General features: G+C 51.3%; 38 protein-coding genes, 1 tRNA gene and 1 pseudogene. 26 read left to right on the forward strand and 14 right to left on the reverse strand.

The features are described 5' to 3' along the window. Positions 1-31: 31 nt before the first annotated feature. Positions 32-697: a curli synthesis inhibitor gene (gene csgI, locus AAE045_RS09380; RefSeq protein WP_455547477.1), complete on the reverse strand. Its 666-nt coding sequence runs from the start codon at positions 695-697 to the stop codon at positions 32-34. A 187-nt stretch (positions 698-884) separates the two neighbouring features. Here csgI and AAE045_RS09385 point away from each other — a divergent pair, with 187 nt between their 5' ends. Then, positions 885-1,298, forward strand: a complete 414-nt coding sequence (locus AAE045_RS09385) for a CoA-binding protein (RefSeq protein WP_455547478.1) — start codon at positions 885-887, stop codon at positions 1,296-1,298. Between the two features lie 26 nt (positions 1,299-1,324). On the opposite strand, the gene hspQ is transcribed toward AAE045_RS09385, so the two are convergent. Both hspQ and rlmI read right to left on the reverse strand, forming a co-directional pair. After that, entirely contained in the window at positions 1,325-1,642 is a 318-nt protein-coding gene (gene hspQ, locus AAE045_RS09390) for a heat shock protein HspQ (protein WP_455547479.1), read from the reverse strand. Positions 1,643-1,703: 61 nt separating this feature from the next. Beyond that, on the reverse strand, positions 1,704-2,894 hold the full coding sequence (gene rlmI, locus AAE045_RS09395) for a 23S rRNA (cytosine(1962)-C(5))-methyltransferase RlmI (protein WP_455547480.1): 1,191 nt from the start codon (positions 2,892-2,894) through the stop codon (positions 1,704-1,706). A gap of 90 nt (positions 2,895-2,984) precedes the next feature. On the opposite strand from rlmI, the gene yccX reads away from it, so the two are divergent. Further along, entirely contained in the window at positions 2,985-3,266 is a 282-nt protein-coding gene (gene yccX / locus AAE045_RS09400) for an acylphosphatase (protein ID WP_455547481.1), read from the forward strand. Here yccX and tusE read toward each other — a convergent pair. Both tusE and yccA read right to left on the reverse strand, forming a co-directional pair. Further along, positions 3,263-3,592: a sulfurtransferase TusE gene (gene tusE / locus AAE045_RS09405; protein ID WP_455547482.1), complete on the reverse strand. Its 330-nt coding sequence runs from the start codon at positions 3,590-3,592 to the stop codon at positions 3,263-3,265. The two genes, yccX and tusE, sit on opposite strands and share 4 nt — an antisense overlap. 107 nt (positions 3,593-3,699) lie before the next feature. Further along, a complete protein-coding gene (yccA, locus tag AAE045_RS09410; RefSeq protein ID WP_455547483.1) occupies positions 3,700-4,359 on the reverse strand; it encodes an FtsH protease modulator YccA in 660 nt (219 codons plus the stop codon). Positions 4,360-4,887: 528 nt separating this feature from the next. On the opposite strand from yccA, the gene AAE045_RS09415 reads away from it, so the two are divergent. After that, a tRNA-Ser gene (locus AAE045_RS09415) sits at positions 4,888-4,975 on the forward strand. A 99-nt stretch (positions 4,976-5,074) separates the two neighbouring features. On the opposite strand, the gene AAE045_RS09420 is transcribed toward AAE045_RS09415, so the two are convergent. From AAE045_RS09420 to AAE045_RS09445, 6 genes and pseudogenes are all read right to left on the reverse strand, one after another. Continuing rightward, on the reverse strand, positions 5,075-6,106 hold the full coding sequence (locus AAE045_RS09420) for a tyrosine-type recombinase/integrase (RefSeq protein ID WP_455547671.1): 1,032 nt from the start codon (positions 6,104-6,106) through the stop codon (positions 5,075-5,077). After that, the gene (locus AAE045_RS09425) at positions 6,045-6,323 is read right to left on the reverse strand and encodes a DUF4224 domain-containing protein (protein WP_455547484.1); all 279 of its coding nucleotides are present in this window, start codon (positions 6,321-6,323) and stop codon (positions 6,045-6,047) included. The genes AAE045_RS09420 and AAE045_RS09425 overlap by 62 nt, the downstream gene beginning before the upstream one ends. A 69-nt stretch (positions 6,324-6,392) precedes the next feature. Next, on the reverse strand, positions 6,393-8,516 hold the full coding sequence (locus AAE045_RS09430) for a 3'-5' exoribonuclease domain-containing protein (RefSeq protein WP_455547485.1): 2,124 nt from the start codon (positions 8,514-8,516) through the stop codon (positions 6,393-6,395). Between the two features lie 142 nt (positions 8,517-8,658). After that, a complete protein-coding gene (locus tag AAE045_RS09435; RefSeq protein WP_455547486.1) occupies positions 8,659-9,003 on the reverse strand; it encodes an RrF2 family transcriptional regulator in 345 nt (114 codons plus the stop codon). Positions 9,004-9,047: 44 nt separating this feature from the next. Continuing rightward, a pseudogene (locus AAE045_RS09440) lies at positions 9,048-9,188 on the reverse strand (hypothetical protein); the annotation flags it as partial. Between the two features lie 513 nt (positions 9,189-9,701). Then, positions 9,702-10,088, reverse strand: a complete 387-nt coding sequence (locus tag AAE045_RS09445; protein ID WP_455547487.1) for a helix-turn-helix domain-containing protein — start codon at positions 10,086-10,088, stop codon at positions 9,702-9,704. Between the two features lie 101 nt (positions 10,089-10,189). Between AAE045_RS09445 and AAE045_RS09450 the strand changes: the two genes are divergently transcribed. Both AAE045_RS09450 and AAE045_RS09455 read left to right on the forward strand, forming a co-directional pair. Beyond that, complete coding sequence (locus AAE045_RS09450) at positions 10,190-10,417, forward strand: Cro/CI family transcriptional regulator (protein ID WP_455547488.1); 228 nt, start codon at positions 10,190-10,192, stop codon at positions 10,415-10,417. Positions 10,418-10,419: 2 nt separating this feature from the next. Then, a complete protein-coding gene (locus AAE045_RS09455; RefSeq protein WP_455547489.1) occupies positions 10,420-10,974 on the forward strand; it encodes a toxin YdaT family protein in 555 nt (184 codons plus the stop codon). A 53-nt stretch (positions 10,975-11,027) separates the two neighbouring features. On the opposite strand, the gene AAE045_RS09460 is transcribed toward AAE045_RS09455, so the two are convergent. Then, complete coding sequence (locus tag AAE045_RS09460) at positions 11,028-11,219, reverse strand: hypothetical protein (RefSeq protein WP_455547490.1); 192 nt, start codon at positions 11,217-11,219, stop codon at positions 11,028-11,030. A 287-nt stretch (positions 11,220-11,506) separates the two neighbouring features. Between AAE045_RS09460 and AAE045_RS09465 the strand changes: the two genes are divergently transcribed. From AAE045_RS09465 to AAE045_RS09485, 5 genes are all read left to right on the forward strand, one after another. After that, entirely contained in the window at positions 11,507-12,418 is a 912-nt protein-coding gene (locus AAE045_RS09465) for a DnaT-like ssDNA-binding domain-containing protein (RefSeq protein ID WP_455547672.1), read from the forward strand. After that, positions 12,396-12,857 (forward strand): replication protein P, encoded by a 462-nt coding sequence (locus tag AAE045_RS09470; protein ID WP_455547491.1) that lies wholly within the window; start codon positions 12,396-12,398, stop codon positions 12,855-12,857. The genes AAE045_RS09465 and AAE045_RS09470 overlap by 23 nt, the downstream gene beginning before the upstream one ends. A 36-nt stretch (positions 12,858-12,893) precedes the next feature. Continuing rightward, positions 12,894-13,196, forward strand: coding sequence for a hypothetical protein (locus AAE045_RS09475; protein WP_455547492.1), 303 nt, complete (start codon positions 12,894-12,896; stop codon positions 13,194-13,196). Positions 13,197-13,264: 68 nt separating this feature from the next. Then, positions 13,265-13,750 carry a class I SAM-dependent methyltransferase gene (locus AAE045_RS09480; RefSeq protein ID WP_455547673.1) on the forward strand — a complete coding sequence of 162 codons (486 nt, stop codon included), beginning with the start codon at positions 13,265-13,267 and terminating at the stop codon, positions 13,748-13,750. After that, positions 13,743-14,078: a hypothetical protein gene (locus AAE045_RS09485; protein WP_455547493.1), complete on the forward strand. Its 336-nt coding sequence runs from the start codon at positions 13,743-13,745 to the stop codon at positions 14,076-14,078. Before AAE045_RS09480 ends, AAE045_RS09485 begins: the two co-directional genes overlap by 8 nt. Before the next feature lie 176 nt (positions 14,079-14,254). Here the strand turns inward: AAE045_RS09485 and AAE045_RS09490 are convergent, their stop codons facing one another. Next, positions 14,255-15,232 carry a hypothetical protein gene (locus AAE045_RS09490; protein WP_455547494.1) on the reverse strand — a complete coding sequence of 326 codons (978 nt, stop codon included), beginning with the start codon at positions 15,230-15,232 and terminating at the stop codon, positions 14,255-14,257. A 506-nt stretch (positions 15,233-15,738) separates the two neighbouring features. On the opposite strand from AAE045_RS09490, the gene AAE045_RS09495 reads away from it, so the two are divergent. The 13 genes from AAE045_RS09495 to AAE045_RS09555 all read left to right on the forward strand — a co-directional run bounded on the left by AAE045_RS09495 (position 15,739) and on the right by AAE045_RS09555 (position 22,965). Continuing rightward, a complete protein-coding gene (locus AAE045_RS09495; protein WP_455547495.1) occupies positions 15,739-15,978 on the forward strand; it encodes a DinI-like family protein in 240 nt (79 codons plus the stop codon). A gap of 52 nt (positions 15,979-16,030) precedes the next feature. Continuing rightward, entirely contained in the window at positions 16,031-16,276 is a 246-nt protein-coding gene (locus AAE045_RS09500) for a hypothetical protein (RefSeq protein WP_455547496.1), read from the forward strand. A 157-nt stretch (positions 16,277-16,433) separates the two neighbouring features. Next, the gene (locus AAE045_RS09505) at positions 16,434-16,634 is read left to right on the forward strand and encodes a hypothetical protein (RefSeq protein ID WP_455547497.1); all 201 of its coding nucleotides are present in this window, start codon (positions 16,434-16,436) and stop codon (positions 16,632-16,634) included. Positions 16,635-16,636: 2 nt separating this feature from the next. Next, positions 16,637-17,008, forward strand: a complete 372-nt coding sequence (locus tag AAE045_RS09510; RefSeq protein ID WP_455547498.1) for a RusA family crossover junction endodeoxyribonuclease — start codon at positions 16,637-16,639, stop codon at positions 17,006-17,008. Then, the gene (locus AAE045_RS09515; protein WP_455547499.1) at positions 16,993-18,033 is read left to right on the forward strand and encodes a DUF968 domain-containing protein; all 1,041 of its coding nucleotides are present in this window, start codon (positions 16,993-16,995) and stop codon (positions 18,031-18,033) included. The genes AAE045_RS09510 and AAE045_RS09515 overlap by 16 nt, the downstream gene beginning before the upstream one ends. Positions 18,034-18,044: 11 nt before the next feature. Then, the gene (locus tag AAE045_RS09520; protein ID WP_455547500.1) at positions 18,045-18,653 is read left to right on the forward strand and encodes a hypothetical protein; all 609 of its coding nucleotides are present in this window, start codon (positions 18,045-18,047) and stop codon (positions 18,651-18,653) included. Between the two features lie 205 nt (positions 18,654-18,858). Then, positions 18,859-19,260, forward strand: coding sequence for a putative holin (locus AAE045_RS09525; RefSeq protein WP_455547501.1), 402 nt, complete (start codon positions 18,859-18,861; stop codon positions 19,258-19,260). Next, entirely contained in the window at positions 19,257-19,538 is a 282-nt protein-coding gene (locus AAE045_RS09530; RefSeq protein WP_455547502.1) for a phage holin family protein, read from the forward strand. The genes AAE045_RS09525 and AAE045_RS09530 overlap by 4 nt, the downstream gene beginning before the upstream one ends. Then, the gene (locus AAE045_RS09535; RefSeq protein ID WP_455547503.1) at positions 19,535-20,077 is read left to right on the forward strand and encodes a glycoside hydrolase family 108 protein; all 543 of its coding nucleotides are present in this window, start codon (positions 19,535-19,537) and stop codon (positions 20,075-20,077) included. The genes AAE045_RS09530 and AAE045_RS09535 overlap by 4 nt, the downstream gene beginning before the upstream one ends. After that, a complete protein-coding gene (locus tag AAE045_RS09540) occupies positions 20,074-20,352 on the forward strand; it encodes a hypothetical protein (protein ID WP_455547504.1) in 279 nt (92 codons plus the stop codon). The genes AAE045_RS09535 and AAE045_RS09540 overlap by 4 nt, the downstream gene beginning before the upstream one ends. 172 nt (positions 20,353-20,524) lie before the next feature. Continuing rightward, positions 20,525-20,812, forward strand: coding sequence for a hypothetical protein (locus AAE045_RS09545; RefSeq protein ID WP_455547505.1), 288 nt, complete (start codon positions 20,525-20,527; stop codon positions 20,810-20,812). A gap of 67 nt (positions 20,813-20,879) precedes the next feature. Then, positions 20,880-21,410, forward strand: coding sequence for a hypothetical protein (locus AAE045_RS09550; protein ID WP_455547506.1), 531 nt, complete (start codon positions 20,880-20,882; stop codon positions 21,408-21,410). Positions 21,411-21,507: 97 nt separating this feature from the next. Beyond that, positions 21,508-22,965: a glycosyltransferase family 2 protein gene (locus AAE045_RS09555; protein WP_455547507.1), complete on the forward strand. Its 1,458-nt coding sequence runs from the start codon at positions 21,508-21,510 to the stop codon at positions 22,963-22,965. Positions 22,966-23,113: 148 nt separating this feature from the next. Here the strand turns inward: AAE045_RS09555 and AAE045_RS09560 are convergent, their stop codons facing one another. Then, positions 23,114-23,635: a hypothetical protein gene (locus AAE045_RS09560; RefSeq protein WP_455547508.1), complete on the reverse strand. Its 522-nt coding sequence runs from the start codon at positions 23,633-23,635 to the stop codon at positions 23,114-23,116. A gap of 111 nt (positions 23,636-23,746) precedes the next feature. Between AAE045_RS09560 and AAE045_RS09565 the strand changes: the two genes are divergently transcribed. The 3 genes from AAE045_RS09565 (at position 23,747) to AAE045_RS09575 (ending at position 25,297) form a co-directional block, all read left to right on the forward strand. Continuing rightward, positions 23,747-24,337, forward strand: coding sequence for a hypothetical protein (locus AAE045_RS09565; RefSeq protein WP_455547509.1), 591 nt, complete (start codon positions 23,747-23,749; stop codon positions 24,335-24,337). After that, the gene (locus tag AAE045_RS09570) at positions 24,334-24,672 is read left to right on the forward strand and encodes an HNH endonuclease signature motif containing protein (protein WP_455547510.1); all 339 of its coding nucleotides are present in this window, start codon (positions 24,334-24,336) and stop codon (positions 24,670-24,672) included. The genes AAE045_RS09565 and AAE045_RS09570 overlap by 4 nt, the downstream gene beginning before the upstream one ends. A gap of 139 nt (positions 24,673-24,811) precedes the next feature. Next, positions 24,812-25,297: a terminase gene (locus tag AAE045_RS09575; RefSeq protein WP_455547511.1), complete on the forward strand. Its 486-nt coding sequence runs from the start codon at positions 24,812-24,814 to the stop codon at positions 25,295-25,297. The last annotated feature ends 3 nt before the right edge of the window (positions 25,298-25,300 follow it).

Consider the following 25,300-nt stretch of genomic DNA (forward strand, 5'->3'; position numbering starts at 1 on the left):
TGCAATAGAAGGGAATCAAAAATGCGCGTCATTACTGAGAAGGATGTTCCTTAACCCACTGCAGAAAGTTTTCGCGAGTCGTTTTATCCGCCTGGGTGAACCAGTATTTAAGCCTTTGCCCGGTGAGTGTCTCTGACGGGCGAACGGGAGGATCTAATTCGGACGAGCTGGAAAGCAGAGCGCTGTCGTCCGCCATCATGGTGGCAAACTGCGGCACAGAGGCGATTTTCCCTGCTTTGTTGTAGCGCTGGGTATCGTTTTCATAATCGATACCCTGCGATGTGGGCTTTAGCGCCAGCACGTCCAGATTTATGGGAATAACGGCTGAACTGCCGTCAAGAAGCTGCAGGTGGGGGGCGCTATCAAAAGCTTCGCTCTCTTTCTCGTTTTCCAGACGGGGAAGATTGAAGTTAACCTGGCCTATCTCCCTGGTATTGAAGCTGACGACCAGCGGCGGGGAGATATAGAGCCGCTGCTCCCGCAGGTTTGCCCGCACGTTTTTCTCAACGCGGAACACCAGCTGGTGAGGGCCGTTATCCAGTTCAATGCTGTCCGCACCTTTTAGTAAAAAACTTGATACTTTTTTGCCGTCCAGCACCAGCAGGTCGATATCGGGAGACAGGCGCAGGGTTGTTGCCCACCCCGCAGCAGGCAGGAGCAGGGCGCTTGAGACGAGTAATATTGGCCCGATATTCATTCTTTTCTCCACCGCCAGTGCGCCCCGAAATAACCATTCCTGAATGTATCAAAACTTTTCACAATTCTGGTTTATTAACATATAGACATATTCTGGGCTTTTGCTCTCATACATCCGTATGGGAAAGATGGTGGGTCAGTAACGTTTGGCATACACTTTTGATTACACCCTTAAGGCGGAGAGCGTCATGAAGCAGACGGATATTGAAAGTATTTTAAAAAATACAAAAACCATTGCTCTGGTCGGGGCCAGCGATAAGCCTGACCGTCCAAGCTATCGGGTGATGGCATATCTGCTGGATCAGGGCTACAGGGTTATTCCTGTCTCACCTAAAGTGGCCGGGAAAACGCTGCTAGGCCAGCAGGGTTATGGCACGCTGGCAGAGCTCCCAGAGCCGGTAGATATGGTCGACGTGTTCCGTAACTCAGAAGCGGCCTGGGAAGTAGCGAAAGATGCGATAGCGATCGGCGCCAAAACGCTGTGGATGCAGCTGGGCGTTATTAATGAACAGGCGGCCGTACTGGCGCAGGATGCGGGAATGAATGTCGTCATGGACCGCTGTCCGGCGATTGAAATTCCGAGACTCGGGCTGGCTAAATAAGAAAACCCCGCGAGCGCGGGGTCCTGTCAGTTACGCAGGCGAGGTGCCTGAAGCTGCTGCCTGATTGACGCAGCCAGCTCATCCATTGAAGGCTGCTCCGGATGCTCATCCTGTGATTCCCAGCTCAGCTGGGCCTCGGCAAGATAGGTATGCACGGCCTGGCCATCGTCATCTTCCATCACGACGTGGTACCAGGGAGCGGTGCGCAAAGCATCGTTATCAGCCAGTTCGTCCTCGGTGGGTTCATCAAGGGAATACTCTGGGTCGATATCCACGACCACCCCTAAATAACCCAGCAACGAGTGGCGCACCTGCTGACCAATACCGAATTTGCTGGCAATCATAGTCACCTCCCGGGAATATTGCTTTGCATTGGGATATGCGGCCAATTTTCCCCTTTTCAAGCTACATGATGCGACAGGCAAACCCTTTCAGATACAGACCTTCCGGATAGGTTGCGATCACCGGGTGATCGGCCGCCTGACGGAACTGCTCTATAAATTGTACATCACGCCCGGCATCTACGGCGGCGTCGGCGATGATTTTCTGGAACAGATCGGTGGTCATCAGGCCTGAACAGGAGAACGTCATCAGGATGCCGCCGGGGTTTAAGAGCTGAATTGCCAGCATATTAATATCTTTGTAACCGCGGCATGCGCCCATCAGCTGGTTTTTGTTTTCCACAAACTTTGGTGGATCCATGACGATAACGTCGAACTTCTCCCCGGCATCGCGGTACTTACGCAGCAGTTTGAATACGTCATCACGCAGGAATTCTGCTTTGCTCAGGTCGAGCTTATTGAGCTCAACGTTCTGCTTAGCCACGTCAAGCGCGTCCTGAGACGTGTCAACGCTTACGACCTGGCTGCAGCCGCCCATTAAGGCAGAAACGGCAAAGCCGCCGGTGTAGGAGAAACAGTTAAGCACGCGTTTATCTTTCACGTACTGGCGCGTCGCGAAACGGCTGTCGCGCTGATCGAGGTAGTAACCCGTTTTATGGCCGCCTTTAATATCCACCAGCAGCTTCATGCCGTGTTCTTCGATTGGCAGCAGATCGGGCGGTAACTCGCCGCTTACCGGACCCTGGGTCAGCTCCATGCCTTCTTTTTTACGCACGGCCACGTCAGAGCGGTCGTAGATGGCGCACTGAGGGAACAGCTGCTGCAGGGCCGCGACCAGAGCAGGGCGCTGATATTCAGCACCGGCAGAAAGCAATTGCAGAACAAGGAAGTTACCGAAGCGGTCGATAGTCACGCCTGGCAAACCGTCGGATTCACCAGCAATCAGGCGATAGCTGTCCAGCCCGTCACGCTTAGCGAGCCATTCGCGCCACTGCTGTGCCTGCTGCAAACGGCGGGAGAAGAAGGCGATATCGATATCTTCGCCGGCATCGAACGTCCAGACGCGTGCACGGATTTGCGAGGATGGGGAGTAAGCCGCGCGGGCTAACCACTTTCCGTTGCTGTCCACAACGTCGATGGTTTCACCGAGATTCGCTTTCCCTTCCATGCGGGCAACTGCGCCGGAAAATACCCACGGATGACGGCGTAATAAAGATTTTTCACGCCCTTTGGTTAACACTAAACGTACGGTCATATTTTGCTATGCTGTTTTGCTAAGAATTAGCCGTCATTTTCCGGGTTACACCCGCTAAATGCAACGTAAGAACCCTAAACGGAGGAAGTTATGGCATCAGTGTGTACGCTCGCCTGGGTCCACGGCATGGTTCAGGGCGTTGGATTTCGTTACAGCACGCAGCGTGAAGCGCAGAATCTGGGGTTAACAGGCTATGCACGCAACATGGATGACGGCAGCGTGGAGGTACTAGCTTGTGGAGAGGCAGAGAAGGTGGAACAGCTTATCGACTGGCTGAAAGCCGGTGGTCCACGCAGCGCCAGGGTTGATAAAGTGCTCACCGAACCGCACCAGCCCGACAGAGAATGGACCAACTTTGGCATTCGCTATTAAATGCACTTCACCGGCTTAGGCAGGCCTGCGATTTTCGTGGCCTGTTTGGCTGGCCCTTTAGGGAACAGACGGTACAGATAGCGGCTGTTTCCCTTTTCCTCGCCAAACTTATTTGCCATCGCCTTCACCAGCATGCGAATGGCCGGGGAAGTATTAAACTCCAGATAGAACTCGCGCACGAAACGCACCACTTCCCAGTGCTCAACCGCCAGCGTAATCCCTTCTTTTTCTGCGATTGCAACGGCCAGCGGTTCGCTCCACTCGGCGCTGTTTTTCAGATACCCGTCGGCATCCGTCTCGATAGTATTACCTTCGAACGTCAACATACTCATCCACGACATTATTCAAATTCGAGGCAGTGTAACAAATTTGCCCGCACGGAAAAAACAAAGCCCCGCAAAAGCGGGGCCATGAAGTTCAGGTTGCGCAGCCGTTAGTCGCGGCTGGCGAAGCCCAGAATGCTCAGCAGGCTGATGAAGATATTGTACAGTGAAACGTACAGGCTCACCGTGGCGCGGATGTAGTTTGTCTCGCCGCCGCGAATGATATTGCTGGTTTCAAACAAAATTGCGCCGGAAGAGATCAGGATAAACACTGCGCTAATCGCCAGGTGCAGAGCAGGTAACTGAAGGAAGATGTTAGCGACCATACCTACCAGCACTACCACCACGCCCGCCATCAGCATGCCACCCAGGAAGGACATGTCTTTACGGGTAGTCAGCACATAGGCCGAACAGCAGAAGAACACCAGCGCGGTTCCGCCCAGCGCCATACCGATAACGTCGCCCATGCCCGCAGACAGGTAGGCATTAAGAATTGGACCAAGGATATAGCCCAGGAAGCCGGTGAACGCGAAGGCAGCAATAATCCCCGATGGTTTATTAGCCAGGCGATAAGTCAGGAACATCAGCCCGTACATTCCGACCAGCGTCAGGATCAGCCCCGGATATGGCAGCATCAGCACAGTGCTGGCTGTCGCCACCATAGCGGAGAATGCCAGGGTCAGGCTGAGCAGAAAATAGGTGTTTCGCAGCACCTTGTGGGTGCTTAACAGTGACGAACGGTCACGCGAGGAGGTAATTATGCGATCCATTCAGAAACTCTCTCTTTGATGTATATAGTGGCGAAGAATAAGCGGCGCCCTTCGTTAACGGAAGGTGTTTTACCCATCTTTACCTGATGATGCTGCAAAAACGTACAATTTTCGTTTCATAGTACTTACTTATAGTTTGCTGAAAAATATAGCCTTTATTACGTTCGTCGCTAAGAGTTGTAGCCGTACCGTTGTGTCACGCTTAAATTAGGTGTTTTTTACGAAAGCACAAAGCCATAACTCATTCATGAAAATCGGCATAGCGGTCATTGTCATGGCCATTGCCTGCGGCACCTGGCTGCTAACGTTCCCACTTTGCTGGCTCTCTTAAACTGTGCCGGGCAATCCCAGACCTAAGAAAAGTACATAAAACGTTGAGAGCGGCGGGGGGAGCTCGCTAAAAAGTGTTGTTAAACTAGACAGTTTGTTGGCATTTCAGTCAAATAAACTAAAGTTGGCTGTTTTTCAGGCGAACGAACAAATTCGTGCTTTACATGAAGTATGGGTATGTTTATAGTTCGCCTCGTTGGAAGTGTGGCCGAGCGGTTGAAGGCACCGGTCTTGAAAACCGGCGACCCGAAAGGGTTCCAGAGTTCGAATCTCTGCGCTTCCGCCAACATTATCAAGGGGTTGCCGAAAGGCGACCCCTTTTGCTTTTGGGGTGTTGGTAAAGTGTTGGTATATTCACTTGGTATATTTTCACTCCGTCTGCCTTCTATTTTCCCTCTTTTGCCATGAAAGGTACATCCAGCGTAGGGGAGATCTTAACTTTGCGATCGTAGGTGTTCACCTGGCTTTCAGTCTTATGCCCAGAGAACAACTGCTTATCACGGGTGCTTCCTTCATAGTCAGAAATCGCCTTGGCCTTAATGTCATGAAACGTTCCTGGAACAGGACGGCCAATTTTCAAGGCAGCTGCTTTCTTGGCTTTATTCCACCAGGTGTTGAATGTTTTCTTATTCATTTTCCCGCCGGATGGCCCCGGGATCAGGTAACCAGCCGCTGACCGGTTAACCAGTTTTTGGGTGGCGAGATCTACTGCCGTCCGCAAACGCGGCGACCACTGCTTGATCTGCTTTTTGCCCGTTTTGTTTTGCTCGATAAAAAGACCTTCGTCCCGTATATCAGACAGCAGCACATCAAGCACATCCCCCTCACGCGCTGCACATAGATAAGAGATCTCCATGGCAACCTGAATTTCCACGGGGGCACATTCATAGATAGCCACATAGTCCTCATCTGGAATATAAACATCCCTATCTACGAGGGTAAATTTTCTGATCCCTTTGCAGGGATTTCCCTTCACATAACCCCGTTCATAACTCCAGCCAAAGACCCTCGACATACTCGCCACTTCCTGATTTGCCTGGTTTTTGCTGCTCAGGCCCCGCTTGTCCATGAAAATGCGTACCTGCTCAATCTTTATATCGTCTGCTCTCATTTTTCCAAATACAGCCAGCAGCTGGCGTTGATGTTGGTGGTAGTCCTTCTGCGTTCGCGGGGCCAGCTCTGTGAAAGTTGGGCTTTCGACGAACATTCCCCAAATCCTGGCAAATGTCATTACATCATGACGGTTCGCTTTTTCCTGCTCGTATCGCTGCCAAAGTTTAGCGATGCTGGTTTCGTTTATTCGTCCCAGGGTAACGCTTTTCTTTGTTCCCTTTGGTTTCCATACATAGCTGTATTTATTTTTTGTAACCCGCGGTGGAAGATGAACATCTTTCGGATCTTTTCTTGGCCTGCCCATAGATAGCGTCGAAGTCTGGTTCTGTAGCAACATAATCATCAACCTTTGGTAATTCGGAAGTTCCCGGCGCAATATTTCTGCGCAAAACGATAGGGCGATTGCGTCCGTCAGTGGTGAACGGAATGCCATGGCAGCGCAGCTGACGCTGCTGGTGCGTGTAACGTCTGTATCCGGTTATTTCCGCAATTTCCTGAGGTGACAGCGTAAGTTCATGCATGGGTCATCCCTCTGATGACCGGCCAGATAAAGATAACTGGCCGGATGGTTATTTGCTGAAATTGGAAAATCAGATTTGAGCCAGGACCTGCCAGATTTCCGATACATATTTCACCTGATGGTGCGCGTCGGCCAGGGCATTATGCTGATCCCCTTCAAATGGAATTTCATAGCGCGGCTCTATTCCCACAGCTTTGCCCAGCGCAACAATGGTGCGCACATCACGGTCATTCCAGAATTTCCACAGGCAAGGGATGCCAGTGCGTTCGAAGGACTGGCGCAGCAGAACATTATCGAACGTGGCACCGTTTCCCCAAAGCTGAACAGAGGCTGGGCCATTTGCAGAATTTTCGCTGATGAAGTCGTTGAACTGCAGAAGTGCGTCATCAAGCGGGATCACATCTTCAATAAGCAGAGCCGATCGCGCCTCGGATGATTGCTTCATCCACCAAAGAATGGTTCCGGCGTCAGGCTTGCCGCCAAATGCCATAGCTGATTCAAGGCTGATGACTTTGTAAAATTCGGCCCCCGTCGCCCCTGTTTCTGGGTTGAAGAATATAGCCCCCACAGATATGAGCGGTGCGTCAGGGTTAGAGCCCATCGATTCTGTATCCACCATCAGATGGGAGTACAGTTGATCGCTGGTGGCTTCTTCAATATGATGCCCGGAATCATTATTCAGGGGATCTGGCTGCTGATTAACACCAGCATCGCTTTCAGCTGACTCATCTGTTGTTTGGCCCACTTGCATTTCATTGTGAGCTTCGGTTTCATTACCGTGAGTTTCTTCCACCTGCACATTATCGGCGTTCTCCGTTGGCTGTTCTGCTTTGGACTGCTCATCTACAGTTGGGGAATTACTGGTGATTCCATCAATACAAAACATTCCCCCGCCCATGCTGGTGATTTCTGGTTGTCCTGCGGTGAAGCGGGGTCGGATGGCATTTTCATCACGATCAGCTTCGATTTTGCGATTAATTTCGTTCTCCCAACTTTCTTCCGGATGATGCCGTGCCGCCGATAAGGTTTCTGCTGTCGGTGTTTCGTGGTTGCTTTCCGTCAGATTGGCGTTGATATAAGTTTGCAGGCTTACAGGGAAATGGCAGACGTCATCTGCGGCACTTCGGATCAGCGCAAAAATTGCAGCGCGGGAATAATCCAGGATGCCGGGCGTAGAACGTAACGCAGCGGACCATTCCTTAAATGGGCTTTCATTCTTCTGGACGATTTCTTTTGCCCGGCGATAAACGCCTCCGGGAATATCATAAATATTGAAATCCATCGGTAGGGTGGCCAGCGCAATTTCGAGATCCAGCGTATCGAGCGTGTGAACTATGTCCGAGTTACGATCGGTCTTATTGCCACCGGCAGTAGCGCCTAATGGGGTGGATTCTTTGCGGCAACGGGTCAGCCACTTGTCTACAACGTCCGCCCGGTGTTTGCCATCTTTGTCCGATTCGTCGCTAACCGCAGTCATCCATTCTTGAGTAAAAGACAGAATGAGGTTAAGAGACGGGGCTTTACCATCCAACGGCCAGATTTTTTTTATGTTGTTCAGCAGTGATAAACGGTTGTGATTAAAGCAGTGTTTGCAAGATTCGACGGAATTCAGTGCGAGCAGTACGTTTTGCAGGTAGCTGTCATCGGTATCCATCGCTGCGGCATTGGCTGCCGCGCGTTCCTTCGGCGTGGCCGTGAACATACCGCCTAGCCAGAAGTGGGCCAGTTCGGTGTTAAAGGGCAGCTTATGACTCACGACGATCTCCTTATCATCCGGACGTTCTGAAACCTGCTCGTGGGAGGTAAGGCTAGTATCGCTACCTGTAGGGGTAGGGGGTGTTTCAGGCGACAAGTCTACTTGTCCACCGGCAGTTACGGCCGGTACGCTTTCAATTACTGCTGGCGCATCAGCAATGATTTTCTTCCATGTAAGTCCATCTTCGGCGAGTTCGTAACGATCGCACCATGCCGAATCAATTTTCCCTTCTTCAGGAAGATCATCGACAACATGCCAGTTGGTTCGAACCGGTAGATTATGGTCGGTGCCGCGGCCAACTTCGATGCCGTTATCTTCAAGGATGTTCAGGATCTCACGGTCGGCGCGAGATTCAGACTTTGCAGAAAGCCAGCAGAACAGGCTTTTAGCTTCTGTTGCTTTTGCTTTGGCTTTAACGAGATACGCGTATGTGTTCATTGCGCTTGGGTTCCTTAAGGTTGTAAGATACCCGCAGCTAGTGATTGCCGCCTTGGGTAGTGGTCATTGGTCAAAACTCGATTCCGGAAAGCTTTGGTCGGCTGACCGGAGTACTTAACCCGCCTTGCGCGGGTTTTGTGCTTTATGGGGCTGGGCTTTTCCCGCTGTGCAGCTGCGAGACAAGTACACCATTCAGCGCGTTCAGGACGGGTTCGAAAGTGCTGTTCGTGGGTATTTTGCTGACCGCCCGAATAACCTCTGATACTGAAATTTCTTTTTCACACAGGCTGTAACCGCCGCCAGGGCCTCTTTGCGAGACAACTATTTTCCCGGCGCGCAGCTTCTTGAAAATCTGCTCGAGGTAGGAAACAGACAGCTTCGTTTCTTTGCTCAGTTCTGTTAGCGGCACAGGAGTGCCGGTATACATACGATTCATGGTTGCAACGACCTGCACCGAAGCCATTACTCTTTTCATTCCAAATTCCATGACGATCCCCGTTCCGGCCAGTATGGCCATTGGTCAAAACTCGATTACTTTTTTGCTAAAGACTGCTGGTCAACAGTCGGGTCGCCCTTCTGGGCCAGTACATAGCAGAGCTTACGGAGCAGAACCTCAACGACGTTGAGCGGGACTGCCTGACAGCGTGCTGGTTTGCGTGCAAAATCAATCATGCTCTTCTCCTCACCAAACTTCAGGCCAGCCCTTGATAACGGCAGCTGTACCTATTTCCGATGGTTTTTCATCTTGGTTTAATCTCCGGTGCATCCCATCAGCGATGGAGTCCGCGTCTTTCCAGTCGTGTGCTTTGACACGGTAAGTTCTGTAACCAGAGCAACAGCTGATTACCACCGTGAATTGTTTTTTAGCCATGGTTGTCTCTCGTCTACTGCCTTTATCGCCAGGCTGGCGGAACGTTACTTAACCTGCTGCGCGTTAAACTGTGCCATCTCATCCGGTGCTTCGTATGCCGCCGGCAGCTACTCTCGTGGGCGTCCTGCCTTGATGACTGCTCGCTTCGTCGTGAAGAGATTAAAGCACTGGTTTATACGTGTGTCAATTCATAACTTATAGATGGGTAAATTTTTACTTTAGAGGATAAAGCTTGTTGGGCAACTTAAGGCAGGCGTAAAAAAACCGGCTTTCGCCGGTTCTTTCAAGTAATTGGGGTGCTTTGGAGAGTAATATTACTCGTCGGCTAACTTATACCGACCACGGAGATATTTATTAACGTAATCATCGAGTTCCTTTAATCTGATTTGGAAAAGATCAATCATTCTCTCTTGTTCAGATTCTGGTAGTTGTCGAAAAAGCTGCAACATTTTTTCTTCGTTAGTTTTCAGTCCCGAACCTTCTTCAACCTCTTCACCGAGCAGCCATGTAATGGAAACTCCTGCAGCTTCAGCAATAGCTATAGCGGATTTTTTACTAATGGCACCAGTTTTAAACCAGCCGTTAACCGCCTGCGGTGTAACGCCTGCAATCCTCGCCATGTCAGCCTTGCTTATGCCGCGTTCCGTAATCTCGGTCAGACGCGCTATAAGCAATTCACCCAGTTCTGTTTTTTGTTTCATGAGCTCATTGTAAATGTTTAGTTTATAGTCGCAATAAATTAAAGGTTTGCACTTAATGTAAACCTATGCTTTATTATCTCCATCATAACGAGGAGAAAATCATGACGGCACTTGATAATGCGATTAAAGCAGCAGGGTCGGCAAACAAGCTCGCTTACGCAATTGGGGTAAGTGGCATGGCTGTGAGCCAATGGAAAACCAAAAACAAGGGACTGGTCCCCGCTTCAAGGGTGCTGCAGGTATTTAGAGCAACAGGCATAACCCCCTACGAGTTACGACCTGACCTTTATCCTAATCCAACCGATGGGTTGCCACAGCAGGAGGACTGACAATGCATTCCTTAACTTATGACCATCATAGCCAGCGAAACAGTCTTTCGCTGAAAACACAAAATCAGTATGAACCCCGTCGCCGGGACAACGGTAAGCGCATATCTATCCAGAACGCGGTAAGGGAGTGGGAGCAGACGTTGCCCGGCCAGGCGCAGGAAAAGATCGCTCAGCTGGTGGCTGAACAGTGGGATAAGCAGGATGGTCGGGGGATCACTGTGAATAAACAGAACCTGTTCCGCTATCTGAAAAATGAGACGGCTTCAGACAAGTACAACGGATATGTGATGCAGCTTGCTCCGGCAATAGCACAAGCAATGCCGATCGAGATTGCCCGTAAGTATGGCCTGCGCAAAGGAATGACAGAGGCGGAACTGGTCGCACATGCCATCAAAGAGTGCAGCGAAGCGCACCAGGCAAAACTGATAGGTGCCCCTCTGCAAAAACTGGAGAAGGAGGTTCGCGAGGCTGCGATATCCCTTTTCAACATGTTGCCGACAGATGCAGTGGGGCCGTTACTGGCAAGCCTGAGCGCTATAACCCCGCAGTTGTTTTAATCGAGTTTTGACCAATGACCATTGTGAAATTACCCCAAAAACACCTGCTTTGGCTAACTGACTTTTTTAGCAGCCTCAACAGCAGCGTTGAGTCCAGAAATTATCCATTCGGCATCAAGATGGTGGATGCGGATCGTGCTTGGTTCATCACCCAATGCATTGACTTGGGAAAGACAGATGTAGCCATCCTCAATGGAGAACTCAATTTCATCTCTTTGAGGAATACAAAAAACGGTGTCAGTCATGAGATTTTTCTCTTTGTAAATCAATTGAATATGCGTGACAAAAATGGTGCTGAACACTATCTGGAGCAATTATGACAGATAAAGAAAGCAATGATAAGGCTAGGACCTTGGCTAGAAGCAAGGCAAGCAACGAGCCTTACCGCAAGGTGAAGATCACCATGTGGGATGACCCAAAGTTTCGCGCATTATCGCCTTTGCCACCCAGTGGTCAAAGCCTGTTTATCTATCTGCTGACCAGCCCGTTTACGGGGATTATCCCGGGGCTGTTTAAAGCTGGGCGCGCGGCGCTGGCAGAAGAACTGGGATGGGAGCAGGAAGCCTTCGACTTAGCCTTAGGCGAAGCCTTATCTCTCGGCATGGTTAAAGCCGACCTTGTAGCCAGAGTTTTTTGGCTTCCTAAGGCTGCGGCACATAACCCGCCAGCTTCAGTGAATGTCATCAAATCATGGGCTCGGGCCTTTGAATTATTACCTGAATGTGAACTGAAATGGGATGCATGGAATTCCCTGCAGGCTACGTGTTATGCGGTCTCTGAGGCTATGGGGAAGGCATACGACATGGCAATGCCTTTGCCTAAGGATAAGCCTAAGCCTTTGGCATCAGGTATCCAGAAAGCAGTAAACAGTAAACAGATATTAAACCCTAAAAACACTATGTCAGGTGCTGAGAAAACTCAGCCCCGGACACAACAGGAAACGGGAGGTGCTTACCCTGATGAGTTTGAAATTCTCTGGAGTGCGTATCCGAAGCGGGAGGGGAGTAATCCGAAGAACAAAGCCCACTCCGCCTGGAAGGCCCGCAAGCGAGAGGGGGTGTCCTGCGAAACCATGCTGGAAGGCGTCAAGCGATACCGGCTTTTCTGCGACAGTCGCGGCCAGACCGGGACAGGGTACGTGATGCAGGCTCAGCGCTTTCTGGGTACGGGGCGGGAGTTCGACAACGACTGGAAGGTAAATCATGAGGCAACAAACAATGGGCAAAATACACCAGTTTCCGGCGGCTCAGCAGCCAGCGCTGTTCGAGCTGAGCGGGAGCGCAGGGAACGTGAGCAGCACCAGCGAGGCGGAGAGCAGAGCCTGGGAGCTGTGGGAGACGCTGGCGGGCGTGTATGGGAATCGCTGGGTAACGAAGAATGGGTTGAGTCCGTCAACGCTATGGGTGACGCAGATTTCAACGATGACAGCGGGGCATCTGAGTGAAGTGTGCTCTCGCCTTGTTGAGCAGTGCAACGCAGGAGATACATGGCCGCCAGACCTGGCCGATTTTATTTCTCTGGCCGCTCAGTGCTCGGGTGGTGCGTTTGGGCTGAACGTGGCTGACGTGCTGGCGGAGTATGCGCGCTGGAAGAGCGAAGGGTGGCGGTTCGCTTCCTCGGAAGAGTTCAACTGGAGGCACGCGGTTCTGTATCACATTTGCGTAGAGATGCGCCGGGAGTGCGTTGAGCGCAGGCTTTCGCAGAGGGAAATGGACAAGCTTGCAGCGCTCAAGCTTACCCGGTGGGAGAAAAAAGTTGCGTCAGGTTATTGGGTTCCGCCCATCAGGAAAAGAATCGAGGCCAAAGCGAAATCAGGAGAGCCAACGCCAGCACAGCAGCTGCGCGAAGAGTATTTACGCCGGAAGGCGGCAGGAAAGATTTAAACAATCGAGTTTTGACCAATGACCAGGAGCCATTTCATGAAAAATGGAAATCAGCAGAAAAAATCAAAGCCGACAGGCCGCGAACTGGTGGAGGCGTACATCCGCAAGCACGAAGGGTGCACGCATTCCGAGATTACTAAAGCGCTGAAAATCAGCACCGTCACCGTAGGGTCAGCTTTATCGCTGTTGAAGCGCGCCAGGATCATCGAGAACCGCGGCGTTCTTGGCCAGATGACTTATCACATCATCCCTCCAGCAGCTGACTGCAACGAACCAGTATTTGGCCTGAGCCCGAACATGGCGCTGCTGAATCGCCTGCTTGCAGAGGTGCGCGCATGACTAACCTAAGAGCCGCATTCGCACCTCTTAACCCGAATAACGACGCTTTAGAGGTGCAGATGAATACCGTGAGTGAGCCGACGATTCTCGATATATGTTGCGGCAGCCGCATGTTCTGGTTCGATAAGCAGGACGAGCGAGCCATATTCAGCGACATACGTGCCGAAGAGCACACGCTCTGCGACGGTCGCCAGCTCGTCATTAGCCCGGATGTGATAGCAGATTTCCGCGCACTGCCGTTCGCCAGCAATAGCTTCCCGGTCGTCGTGTTCGATCCGCCGCATCTCGAGCGAGTCGGTGAAAATGCCTGGATGGGGAAAAAGTACGGACGGCTCAACAAAGAAACGTGGCGCGATGACCTGCGCGCCGGGTTCGCAGAAGCTTTTCGTGTGTTGTGGCCACACGGCGTGCTCATCTTTAAATGGAACGAAACACAGGTGCCGGTTAGTCAGGTTATCGCACTGACAGACGAAAAGCCGGCAATCTGGCAGCGCACCGGCAAGGCCGACAAAACCCACTGGATTATCTTCGTGAAAGGGGCAAGCCATGAATAAGGGAACCGACGAAATCATCAAGATGATGCGGGCGCAGAAGGGGCTGTGGGGAAGCGTTGAACTAACCTCTGAAGATGCTGATGAGCTGATAGCGGCGCTGGAGCTGAAAGAAGAGCAGCGCGCTAACTGGTTCCAGATCGCGCAAATGCTTGGCGAAGAAATGGACGCAGCAGAGAAGCGCATCGCAGAGCTGGAAGCCAACAAGCTATCCGTGAAGCTGCCTGAGGGATTCATTTGGGGGGCGGATGACACTGATGGTTGGCTTAGAAAATCAGATGTTATAGCTGTGATTCAAGCCGCTGGCGGCATCGTAGAGAGGAGTGATTAAGATGACCACTACCCCACAACTCGAGTACGCCGTCCGGCGCATCGTCGAGCTTGAAAACCTGCCGCTGGTGGGCCTTAAGAAAGTAGGGGGTATCCGCGAGCAGAACCTCTAAATGAGGTTCTGCTGTGTAAGTTGGAATCTTGATTGGTTCTGGTTTCTTAGGAAGATTGGCGCTTTTAATGAAAATGCGAGTGACCGCCGAAACCCTCTGTATGGCTGTTATCAGCGCCATAGCCGTGACCGCCGAAGGCATGTGAATGAGCATTTTCCTGTCCTCTTCCTTGATGACCGACTGAGGATGAAGTGTCTGAATTGTGATCGAAACCACCTTTAACGGCGGCAGATTCAAAGACAGCAACGTGCGGTACGGATATCTGGATATCAGGGTTAACAGCAGCCAGAGCTCCTGCTGTTGTAGCTTGAGTAACACCATTAATTGACACGCTAACAGGTGTATCAGGATGCAGAGCAGCAGCAGCGACATTTATGGAAGCTGGAGCCTTTGAAGAAGATACAAGAGTGCCTGGAGCTACGCCGATAGCTTTTTGCTGTTGCTGTGTTATGCCTTCCCTGTATGCGGTGGCATTGACTGTGATGCTCTGTGCAACAGCTGAATCTGTCGGTTGGTTTGTAGTTATTGTATTAGTCTGATCAGGAGTCGACACAGATGTGCCCGGAGCCACTCCCATGGCTTTTTGTTGTTGCTGAGTTATGCCTTCGCGGTAAGACGTGCCGTTAATGGTGTTTCCCTGTGCGACGGGTGAACCTGTCGGATCGTTCTTAACACCCATATTTGCTATTTGGTTTGCTCCAGCGTATTTAGCCGCTGTAAGGGCTGCGTTGTACGCCCTTGCCGTCTCTGCAGCATAAGTTGTATGTGCATCAGCCGCAGTATCTCGTTCAGGTTGTGGACCAGTGCCAGCAGGAACTGAACCGACATAAGTGCCACCTGTCATATTTTCGATACGTGAGATACCAGCATCAATGTTGTTTTGACCGTCTTTGATTTGGTTAGGTGCCTGCGCATTACTTATTTGGCTCAGCCCTTGATTGATTTGCTGGGTAGCGGCGGCGGCTTCGCTTGGGTTATAGGCAGCATTAGCAACAGGTGCCGAGAATGACACAACGACGAGTGCGATAACTGGGAGCTTCATGTTTTTTTAAGTTCCGAGAGGAAAAATAATGTGGTGGTGAGGATTTGTGAGTTGGGAAATTTAATAAAAAATTTTACTTAGTCTACGTCAGTTGAGTTTAACCGTCAAACAGGCTTGTGATTGCTGAAATCTCAAACTGACAAGCAAATGGATGCGAGCCAACACTCTTCAAGTAATGGCTGTATAGCTACCTTCGCCATCTATCATAAAGCGACCAAACCAACAGCCACGCCGTGCTTTATAGGTTTAGCAGTACCAACATCCTCCAGTAACGCTCTAAGCATTATGTCTTTATTTTTCGACTATTCATTTGTATCAGATGATTGTTGAGCACCGGGTTTAAAGCCACGGGTTTACAGGGCGATTAATCATTGTCTAATACTTAACCCACTGAAATTTGTGAAGAACAAAACCTAAGGTTCATAGGGTTCATTTTAATTGCATTACTTAAAAATAGCGTTAATAATGACTGTATGTTTATACAGTAATGTGATTCAGGAGGAACCATGAAGATTGAAGTTACAATAGACAGAACGAAAAAACTGCCTAACGGGGCCGTCCCCGCGCTGCATCAAGAGTTAAGCAAAAGACTGTCCCGCCGATATGAAAATTGCAGCCTCATTATCCGTCAGGCTGGCTCCGATAGCCTTTCTGTCACTGGAGTAGAAAAAGACGAAAAAAAGCTTATCGAAGAGATCCTGCAGGAAACCTGGGAGAGCGCGGACGACTGGTTTGCAATTCATTAATCACGGTCCATCCAGCGTTATCCGGGAATAGTCAGGAGTAAAGGGGGTAGGTGTGTTTTTACAAGAAGAATTACCAGAGACAGGTTACGCGGTCATTCGCTGCCACGATTACGCAGTGGTTGCAAAGTTCGGGACTTTTCCGGGCGAAGGCCGTGCCCTGATGTATCGTCGTGGTGACGAGATATCCTTTGTCCCCCTTCATCCTGAGGACATTGTTGGTACCCCGACATTGTTCACTGAAATGCTTGAAAAAGCGGGCTACAGACTTTCAAACGGCTTTGATACACTTCATTCGTAGGCCTGAACAACCTGCAATACCTGCTGCGCCCTGGAGAGAACACCATGGCGCAAATATCATCACCAATATTTAACGGCTATCTGGTCTGCTCCCATGAGCATGGCCGTCTTTTGTCACGTCTGAGCAAAAGCATTACTCTCACGCGCAGGAAACAGTCATGAAAAAAGACTGGTTCCAGCATGACAATCTTACCGAAGCCCAGGCCAATGAGCTGATAGAACGCTACAGGGCCAATCAGGTACAGACACAGAAAAGCCTGTCTGCGGATTACACCACGTGGACGGTGAGCGCTCTGTTGCCGCAGGCCGACCGGCCACCGCGCATCGACCGAACCTATCAACAGAAGTGTTGGAGGTGAGCGTGAAAACATATCCTATTGCTCCCTTGGGCAAGCCTCGTATGACACGCGCCGATCGCTGGAAGAAACGCCCCGAAGTTATGCGTTATCGCGCCTTCTGCGATGAAGTACGCCTGCATAACGTTCAGCTGCCTGAATCAGGATTCCATGTCACATTCATCATCCCCATGCCACCGAGCTGGAGCAAGAAGAAGCGCCAGCAGTATGACGGCCAGCCGCATCAGTCAAAACCGGATATGGACAACCTGATGAAAGCCCTCATGGATGCGATTTATGAGGACGATGCTCACATCTGGGATGGGCACATAACAAAGCGATGGGGCGAAACAGGGCAGATCATCATTCAGGAGGTTGCAGCGTGCGCGCATTGCTGAAACCCGATATAGCCCGTCATCTTGGCGTGGTGCTGCTTAAGCCTGGTAGCGAGTTAATGAGGCTGTTTGCATCCGGCCGCGTGCTGGTAGAAGCGGAGCCAAAACATATGGCCCGCCTGCCATCCGGCCGCGTTCCCGATGCCCGGCAGCCGCTGGCGGCTGATGAAACCCTTGCTGCGTTCTTTACGGATGAGCGTGTCATCACTGCTGCTGGTGGCATTAATTCTCTTGAGACCTGGCTTAAGCGCTACACCAAATGCTGCCAGTACCCGCATTCCGATTACCACCACAAAGAACTTGTGACGCTGCGTTATTCTCCGGGCGCGATGCTCTTATGCTGGGGTTGCGACAACAAGCTGCGTGAACAGACGACACAGCAACTCGAGAGTATTGCCCGCCAGAACGTCTTCGACTGGGTGATTGAGTCAGTTCTCCACCAGCTCGGCTACAACCTGGAGCGAGAGCTTTCACTGAGCGAGCTTTGCTGGTGGGCTGTTTATGTCGGAATCGGTGAGGCTATTACTGAGAGCATGGCAAAGCGCGCATTACGCCTCAAGGATGAGCCGATCCTGTCCGTTTACAAAGAGAGCGAGATCACCCCATCGGAACCAGCTACCAGCATTCTCTCTGAGAAAGCTAAGAAGGTTAACGTAAGGCTGCTGCAGGTGGTTGAGCCCGTCCCTATTAAGCCGGTCGTTAGACTGCGCGTTGATCCTGAATCCCCGGAAACACACTTTGCCAGGCCAAAGCGCCGACGCTGGCAGAATGCTGAATATCTGAAATGGGTAAAAACGCAACCCTGCGCAGGGTGTAACCGCCAGGCCGATGATGCTCACCATCTTATCGGCTATGGGCAAGGCGGAACAGGTACCAAAGCGCATGACAGCTTTACGATCCCGCTTTGCCGGAAATGCCACGACGAACTTCACCGTGATCCGCGCGCGTTCGAACAGAAACACGGCTCACAACTGGAAATGATGAAAAATACGCTGGACCGGGCCTATGCGCTTGGCGTTCTGGCCTGAGGAGAGAAGTTATGACGCCACGTCAAAGAAGAGCGTATCACTCTGCAATTGAGCGCGCCGCATCGGCACCACGGAAAAGCTATCTTGGACGATTTACCCCGCTAAAAACTATTCAATCAGCGTGGATCAAATCGCTGCTCACAACATGGGGAGAATGTGTCGGCGGTAAAACCAGCGCCCAGTACCGGCTGGAAAACTGCAACCGGTTCATCACTAAAGCAAAAGAAGATGAATGGTCCGACACCCAGCTTTCGCGCATTACGGCAGCACTGGCCCAGGCGAGGGAGGAGGGTTTTCGGGGGCGTGAATCTGTTCGCCGTGCGCATACAATTCTATGGTCGGTCACGCTAAGCGACATGATTGCAGAGGCGGGCTGGCGAGATGACGCTGACCTTGTAGAAAAAGCTGTGCTGCAAACGTTCAAATCAGATGATCCGGTTTACATGATAGGGGTGAAGTATTACACCACAAGAGACAAGATATCGGATATTGCCCGTGAACTTCAGCAGGCGGCCCCCTGGCTGACCCCAGATAAGGCGCGTGAGCGTGTTAAATGGTGCCTGCAGATATTCAGGGCTAAGGTGTTTTTGTCGGTGAAGAATTTGCCTGAAGGCGCTTAACTGAGAAATAAAGCTTGAAACTAACCCAGAAAAGTAAATAATTGCTTCATGCTTGGCAGAGCTGCGCCACGATGGCAGCGACGATAAGCAAACACACATTTGAAAAAGAACCCGCTACGGCGGGTTTTTTCATTTCTATGGCTGCCAATCGGCGGCCTTTTTTATTCCCCTCTTTTGAGAGGATGCACAGCAAAGAGGGGGCTAAATGTCCGAACCATTATCCACGGCCGTCGCTGGTGGAGTAGCTGCAGGATCCGCAGGAGTCACCTTCGCTTCGCTATTTCCTGAAGCTACTCCAGCGGTGATGATTTGCGCGCTGGCTGGCGCCGCGCTTTATGTGCTTAACGCCGAAGACCACAAATTATGGAAGCAGGTCGTTTTTGCGCTGATTTCGTTCGTCGGCGGCGTGTACTGCTCAGGCATGGCATCAGAGATAATTGCTGCCGTCATAAACGCCGGGCTGAGCCACTTAAGCCCGCCGGTACAGATTAAAGTCACTCCGGCGATTGGAGCCCTGGCGGCTTCCACTATTTCCGTCACTATCCTGTTACGCGTTCTCTCTCGTTCGCGCAGCGGCAGTCTACCGGGACTGAAGGAGGAAAAATGACATGGCAGACACTCCTCATCAACGTTAACGCCATTGCATGCATCCTGATTAGCGTTCGTCTGCTGTTCTTCCGCAAGCACGGCGGACGCCATAGGCCGGGCATGGCCTGGCTGGCTTACGGGTTAATTCTCGGCTCGGCATGGGTAGCCTTTCGCATCTGGCACGGTGATTACGTACAGGTGGATTACGGCGAGCTGATAATGAATGTGTTCGTCTGCGTTATCGTCTGGCGCGCACGCGGGAACGTGGCAAAAATCGCAGTGAGCACACCACAATGACAAAAGACCAAATCTTTGAATCCATCCTCGGTAAAGAGGGCGGCTATGTCGATCACCCTGACGATAAAGGTGGACCGACCCGCTGGGGTATAACGCAGGCAGTAGCCCGCGCACATGGTTACGCAGGCAGTATGAAAGAGTTACCGCGAGAAACGGCCCTGGCAATCCTGACAGCCGATTACTGGACTGGCCCGCGCTTCGATCAGGTGTCTGAGTTATCTTCATCCATTGCTGCGGAGTTGTGCGACACCGGCGTAAACATGGGACCTACGGTTCAGACCAAATGGTTTCAGCGCTGGCTTAACGTATTCAACCAACAGGGAAAGCTTTACCCGGACCTTATCTCCGATGGTCAGATTGGCCCGCGTACGATCAGCGCGTTGAAGGCGTTTCTGGCTGCACGTGGCAAAGAGGGTGAGCAGGTAATGCTGAAATCGCTCAATTGCAGCCAGGGGCAGCGTTATCTCGAGCTGGCAGAGCAGCGCCCGGCTAACGAGTCTTTTATTTACGGCTGGATGAAAGAAAGGGTGGGCTTATGAGTTTCGAAATAGTTCTGGGAGCTATCGCGCTTGTAATTGCCGCCATTGCCGGTGCTTTTGGCCTTGGGCAGTCAAAAGGCACGCACAAAGCTGAAGCAGCAGCTGATAAGCAGCGCACAGAAGAAAATGCCGCCGCGGCAACTGCCTCCGCAGAACGCCGGGTTGAAGCAACGAAGGGAGCCGCCGATGTCCAGCAAACCGTTAATGATCTTCCTGACGATGATGTTTCTCGCGAGCTGCGTGAATCGTGGCGTAAGCCCACCAGCGGTAATTGATACCGCCTGCGACTGGGTACGGCCTATTTACCTGAGTGGCCATGATATTGACGCAATGGACATGCAGACGAAGCGCGCCGTGCTGACGCATAACCAGACGTGGCAGAAGAACTGCCAGATTCCAATGGCCTCACAATAGTGGGTTTTCTATACCCAAAGAAAGGTAAAGACGATGGATGATGATTATCGTAAAGACCTCCAATTATGGTTCGGATTATCCCACTCGAGTTTTGCAGTTATACCTCGAGTGTTCATGGAGGCAATGCCGAAGGAGTGGCAGAAAAAAATGGCGGTGCTTCTGTTTGAGTATGACGAACGGATCGATACTTCGATTTACGGCATTCATAGTTGCTTTGTAACGGTAAAGGATGGCGATAACCGCTTCATGAAGATGCCAGGGGAAATCTTGAACTACCGACACCCTCGGCCTGAATTTATTCAAAGCTTCTTGAAGGGGTAGGAATTAAAAAAGACATTCACTGAGTAACCTAAGTAATGATAAGCTTTCTTTTTTATAAGGAGAGCGTATGACTACTGCCGATAAGATTGCATTGTTCTCAGCTGTAGGTGGATGGGTATCAGGATTAGGTGCGCTATTAGCCGTTATAGTTTCATTATATTTGGCAAACCGAAAGACCAAGGTTCAGATTAAATGTGATGTAGGAGAGCGCCTCATTATTTCCAAGGGTTCGTTTGGTGATAGTAGTAAGCAAAGTGGCATAGCTATAGTGGTAACGAATTTAACTTCATTACCTGTTAAAATTACAGGAATAGGCTGGTCATGCGGTAAAGGGCATTACTGGCACCAGATCCTTGGAGATAAGGATTCTGACGTGCTTCCTAAAAAAATAGAATATGGTGACCAAGGTTTTTTCTGGGTAAGTCTAGAAGGAAAAGAAGAATCATGGTTCCAGGGGATAGCGAAGCAAATGAAAGATAAAAAGGCTAATATAAGCAAACTGAAAGTTTCAATTTCAACTGCTTCTGGTGGTCTTTTCTATTTCTCCCCCGAGAAGGAGCTTAAGGCTAAATTTTCTGAATATTATAAAAAGGCGTGATTGCTTTTTTAATATGTTAAAAGATTAATATTCAATTTATAGCAGTATCATCATTAGGCCACTGGCACCCGCTGGTGGCTTTTTTATTGGAGCTTCTATGCAGGTCACTATCGACGGTGTCCCGTATGCGCCTGTCTGCAATTCAGTGGCCCGCATCGGAATAGCGATCACAACGCACAATCGCGCTGACGTACTAAGCCGCGCCATTGCTCAGCATAAGCAGTTTTTACCACCCGGCGCGCTGGTGGTCGTTATTGATGACGGTTCATCACCTTCCGCTTCCGTCCCTGATGGCGTTCAGCTGATCCGGCACGATAAATCACTGGGTATTGTGGCATCGAAAAACCGGAGCCTTGAAGCGCTGGTGGATGCCGGTTGCGAGCACATATTCCTCTGGGACGATGATGCATGGCCAACGGCGCCCGACTGGCATCTTCCTTACATTCAATCCCCTGAGCCGCACCTGGCTTACCAGTTCCTCGATCTGGCAGGCCCAAAGAAGCTGAACGACATGGCCGTTCTTTACCGGGACGATAAACACGTGGCTTATACCGGCCAGCGTGGCGTGATGCTCTATTACCATCGCAGTGCCATCGAAAAGGTCGGTGGATTTGATCCGGTATACGGTCGCGGGATGTATGAACACCCGGACTTAGCGTTACGAATTCACAATGCAGGGCTAACGACGTGGGCGTTTGCTGACGTGGTCGGTTCTGAAAAGTTGATTCACTCGCTCGATGAGCATGAGCAGGTCGCTCGTTCGGTGCCGCGCCCGGACCGGGAAGCGCTGGTGAATCGTAATGTAGGAATCTTCAACGAGCGGCGGGATAGCGGCTACACAGGGTTTGCGTCATACGGTAGAAATCCGAATGTCGTGTTTACCACATTGTTGACCAGCCAGCCCGATCCCCAGCGTGGCGTTAAAATGAAAGCCGACCCCGAGCTGCTACAGGCGTGGGCTGATTCTATATCTGGCGCGCTGCCTATCGTGCTAGCGGACGAGCTGAAAGAATCTCCCACCGGTGCTGGGCTGGGTGAGGTCCCACAGTTAGATATGAGCCCTTACTTTGCGCGCTGGCTGCACATCTACCAGTACCTACGCGATCACCCGGAATACCGGTTTGTCTGGTGTACCGACGGCACCGACGTTGAGATGCTGCGAGAGCCATGGGAAGAAATGGAGCCCGGCAAAATCTACGTTGGGTCAGAACACAAGACCTATGCCGACCAGTGGATGCACGCTAATCACCACGGCAAAGCATACAGTGAGTTTTTCGAGCAACATCGCGATGAGCCGCTACTTAATGCTGGCCTGCTGGGTGGCAGCCGCGCCGACGTGATGGAGTTCGCGCACCGGATAATCCGCTTGCACTACCGCATCGAGAGCCAGCGCTTCTGGAAGATGGAGGCGGCACCAACCACGCTGGTTGATATGGGTGCGTTCGGAATTGCGGCTAAGTCCTTTGGTGACCGTGTAGTGACCGGGCCAAAGGTGCATACGATTTTTAAAACTGACGGCATCGGCAAAGAACACGCCTGGTGGAAACACAAATAGGAGTGAAGTGTTGATATGAAAATTTTCACTGCTGTAATGCACAAGAATAGCTTCTACATTCACGCCGATACTCGCCAGTGCTTCTGGATCAGGCTAAGCATGAGGTTAGGTTGGGGCAAATTTGAATTAATTCGCCCCTCTGATGAATTTAGTGATGCTGGAGGGTTGTTTGAATTAGTCGAAGTGCGTTTGGCAGATTCAGAACCCCCTGAGTCAGTAGCTGTAGGGTCAAATGTTTTATGGCGTCTGCCGGAAGCTCTCGAAGTTTTGAAATCAGTCCCTTCTTCTGATCTTCAGGCATATTTGCAAGGCGGATTATGTCCTCAAGGGCCACAATAGTGTCGTTGTGCAGCCGAACTGTTTGTACTTTAAGAATGGCACTCAGCCCGCCATCATCAAGAAGAAAATCGATGCCCTTCTCAGTGATGCTACAGAAAGGAGCGTTAAAGATAAAATCAACTCCAGCCATGGTATCACTGCGAACGAATGGGGTAGTAACAAGGCCGTGCATTTCGAGATAAAGCATGCATGCAACAAAGTGATCATAGCTATCAAACTTCTCAATAAGCTCTCTTTCCTGAGCTTTATTGAGCGTATTAGGTGCGCAGTCGATCAGTGCGTTGAGAATTTCAAGCTGTAAACTTCTGTCGTACTTTCTTGTTTTATCCATTTCTCTAGCTCCATTGATAATATATGAAGCCTAACCTGAACTGATTACGACAAACATCCTGATAAATGATCAGTAGCCGCCATCGTGCGGCTTTTTTATTGGAGCTACCACATGGAATACCCGGTTAAGTTTGTGGTGGTCGGCCATCACTTACGGCGCGCTATGGCTGTCCGACTTGCTGACTCTCTGGGCGCTCAACTGCTCATCGATGATGGCGACCACGGCGCCAATTGGAATCACCGCCAAGCGCTTGAATGGGCTGCCGAGCAGGATTGTCGCGTGGTGGTGCTTGAAGATGATGCTCAGCCTGTCGCTGGCTTTACCGAGCAGGCGGCGGAATGGCTGGCTCGCTTCCCCGATAGCCTTTGTTCGTTGTATCTCGGCACCGGCCGCCCGCCGCAGTACCAGATGCAGATAGCTGAGCGGCTGATACTGGCCGACAAGAAGCGTTCCGACCACATCACATTGCCGCGGCTAATTCACGGCGTGTGCTACAGCGTACCGCCGCAGCATCTTACCCGTGTGCTTGAGCGATGGGACAGCAGCAAGGCGGCTGACTATGCGGTTGGAGACGCGCACGGCGGCCCGGTGGTATATCCGTGTTACTCGCTGGTGGATCATGCTGATGGTGAACCGGTGGAGATACCGCACGATGGCATGCCGCGCACCGAGCGCCGCAAGGCGTGGAGGCTGGCACGATGAGCAAAGAGCCTCGTATCTATGGCAGTCGGTGGGACAAGGCCAGGCTGTCATTCCTGCGCAGCCACCCGCTGTGCCGGATGTGTGAAGAGCAGGGAAGGACAATAGCCGCGACGGTTGTTGACCACATCGAACCGCATAAGCTGAAAGACGCAATCAGGTCTGGCAATCAGGCCGCGATAGCGAAAGCGCAGGTCTTGTTCTGGGACAAAAAGAACTGGCAGCCACTGTGCAAGCAGCACCACGATTCAACAAAGCAGAGGATAGAGAAGAGCGGCACGGTCATCGGCTGCGACGTCAACGGCTACCCGCTCGATCCAAATTCTCACTGGAAGTAAACGAGAACAACTCTCATTAATAGCGCTCCGGCAGGGGTAGGGGGGAGGGTAAAACTCCACCCCTTTCGCCCTAAATGACCGCCGCTGAAGTTTCAATTTAACGCTAACCCGATTTTTTCCGATTTATCAGGTGCTAAAAATGGCAGACAAACGAACCCGCTCCGACAGTTCGGCGGCGGCGCTTCAGGCCATGAAAAATGCAACAGAGGATACGATTCAACCTCCGGCGCATGCGGGTCTGGAGAAAAAAGCCGAACCTTTCTGGCATGACAATATCAGATCGAAAGCGCTGGACAGCTGGACGCCAGCCGACCTGCTTGCCGCCGCAGAACTGGCAAATAATCAGCTCTACATCACCGTTTTACGCAAGGATTTGCGCAAAGAAGAGCGCGCCCGCGGTGAAGCGCGCAACGAACAGCTTATTAAAGATTTGCGTAAGCAGATTGTGGAATTGCAGCGAACCATTCTGGCCCAGCGCCGCGATCTGCAGATCCACTCGCATGCCACCAACGGCGAAAGCCGCGACCAGAAAAAGCGCAACGAAAACGACCGGCACGCCCGCGGGACGGTTAACCAGAATTCGGGAGAGGATGACAATCTGATCGCCTTCCCTAAACACGGATAGGTC

Source organism: Dryocola clanedunensis, assembly GCF_038405435.1.
GTDB classification, from domain to species: Bacteria; Pseudomonadota; Gammaproteobacteria; order Enterobacterales; family Enterobacteriaceae; genus Dryocola; species Dryocola clanedunensis_A.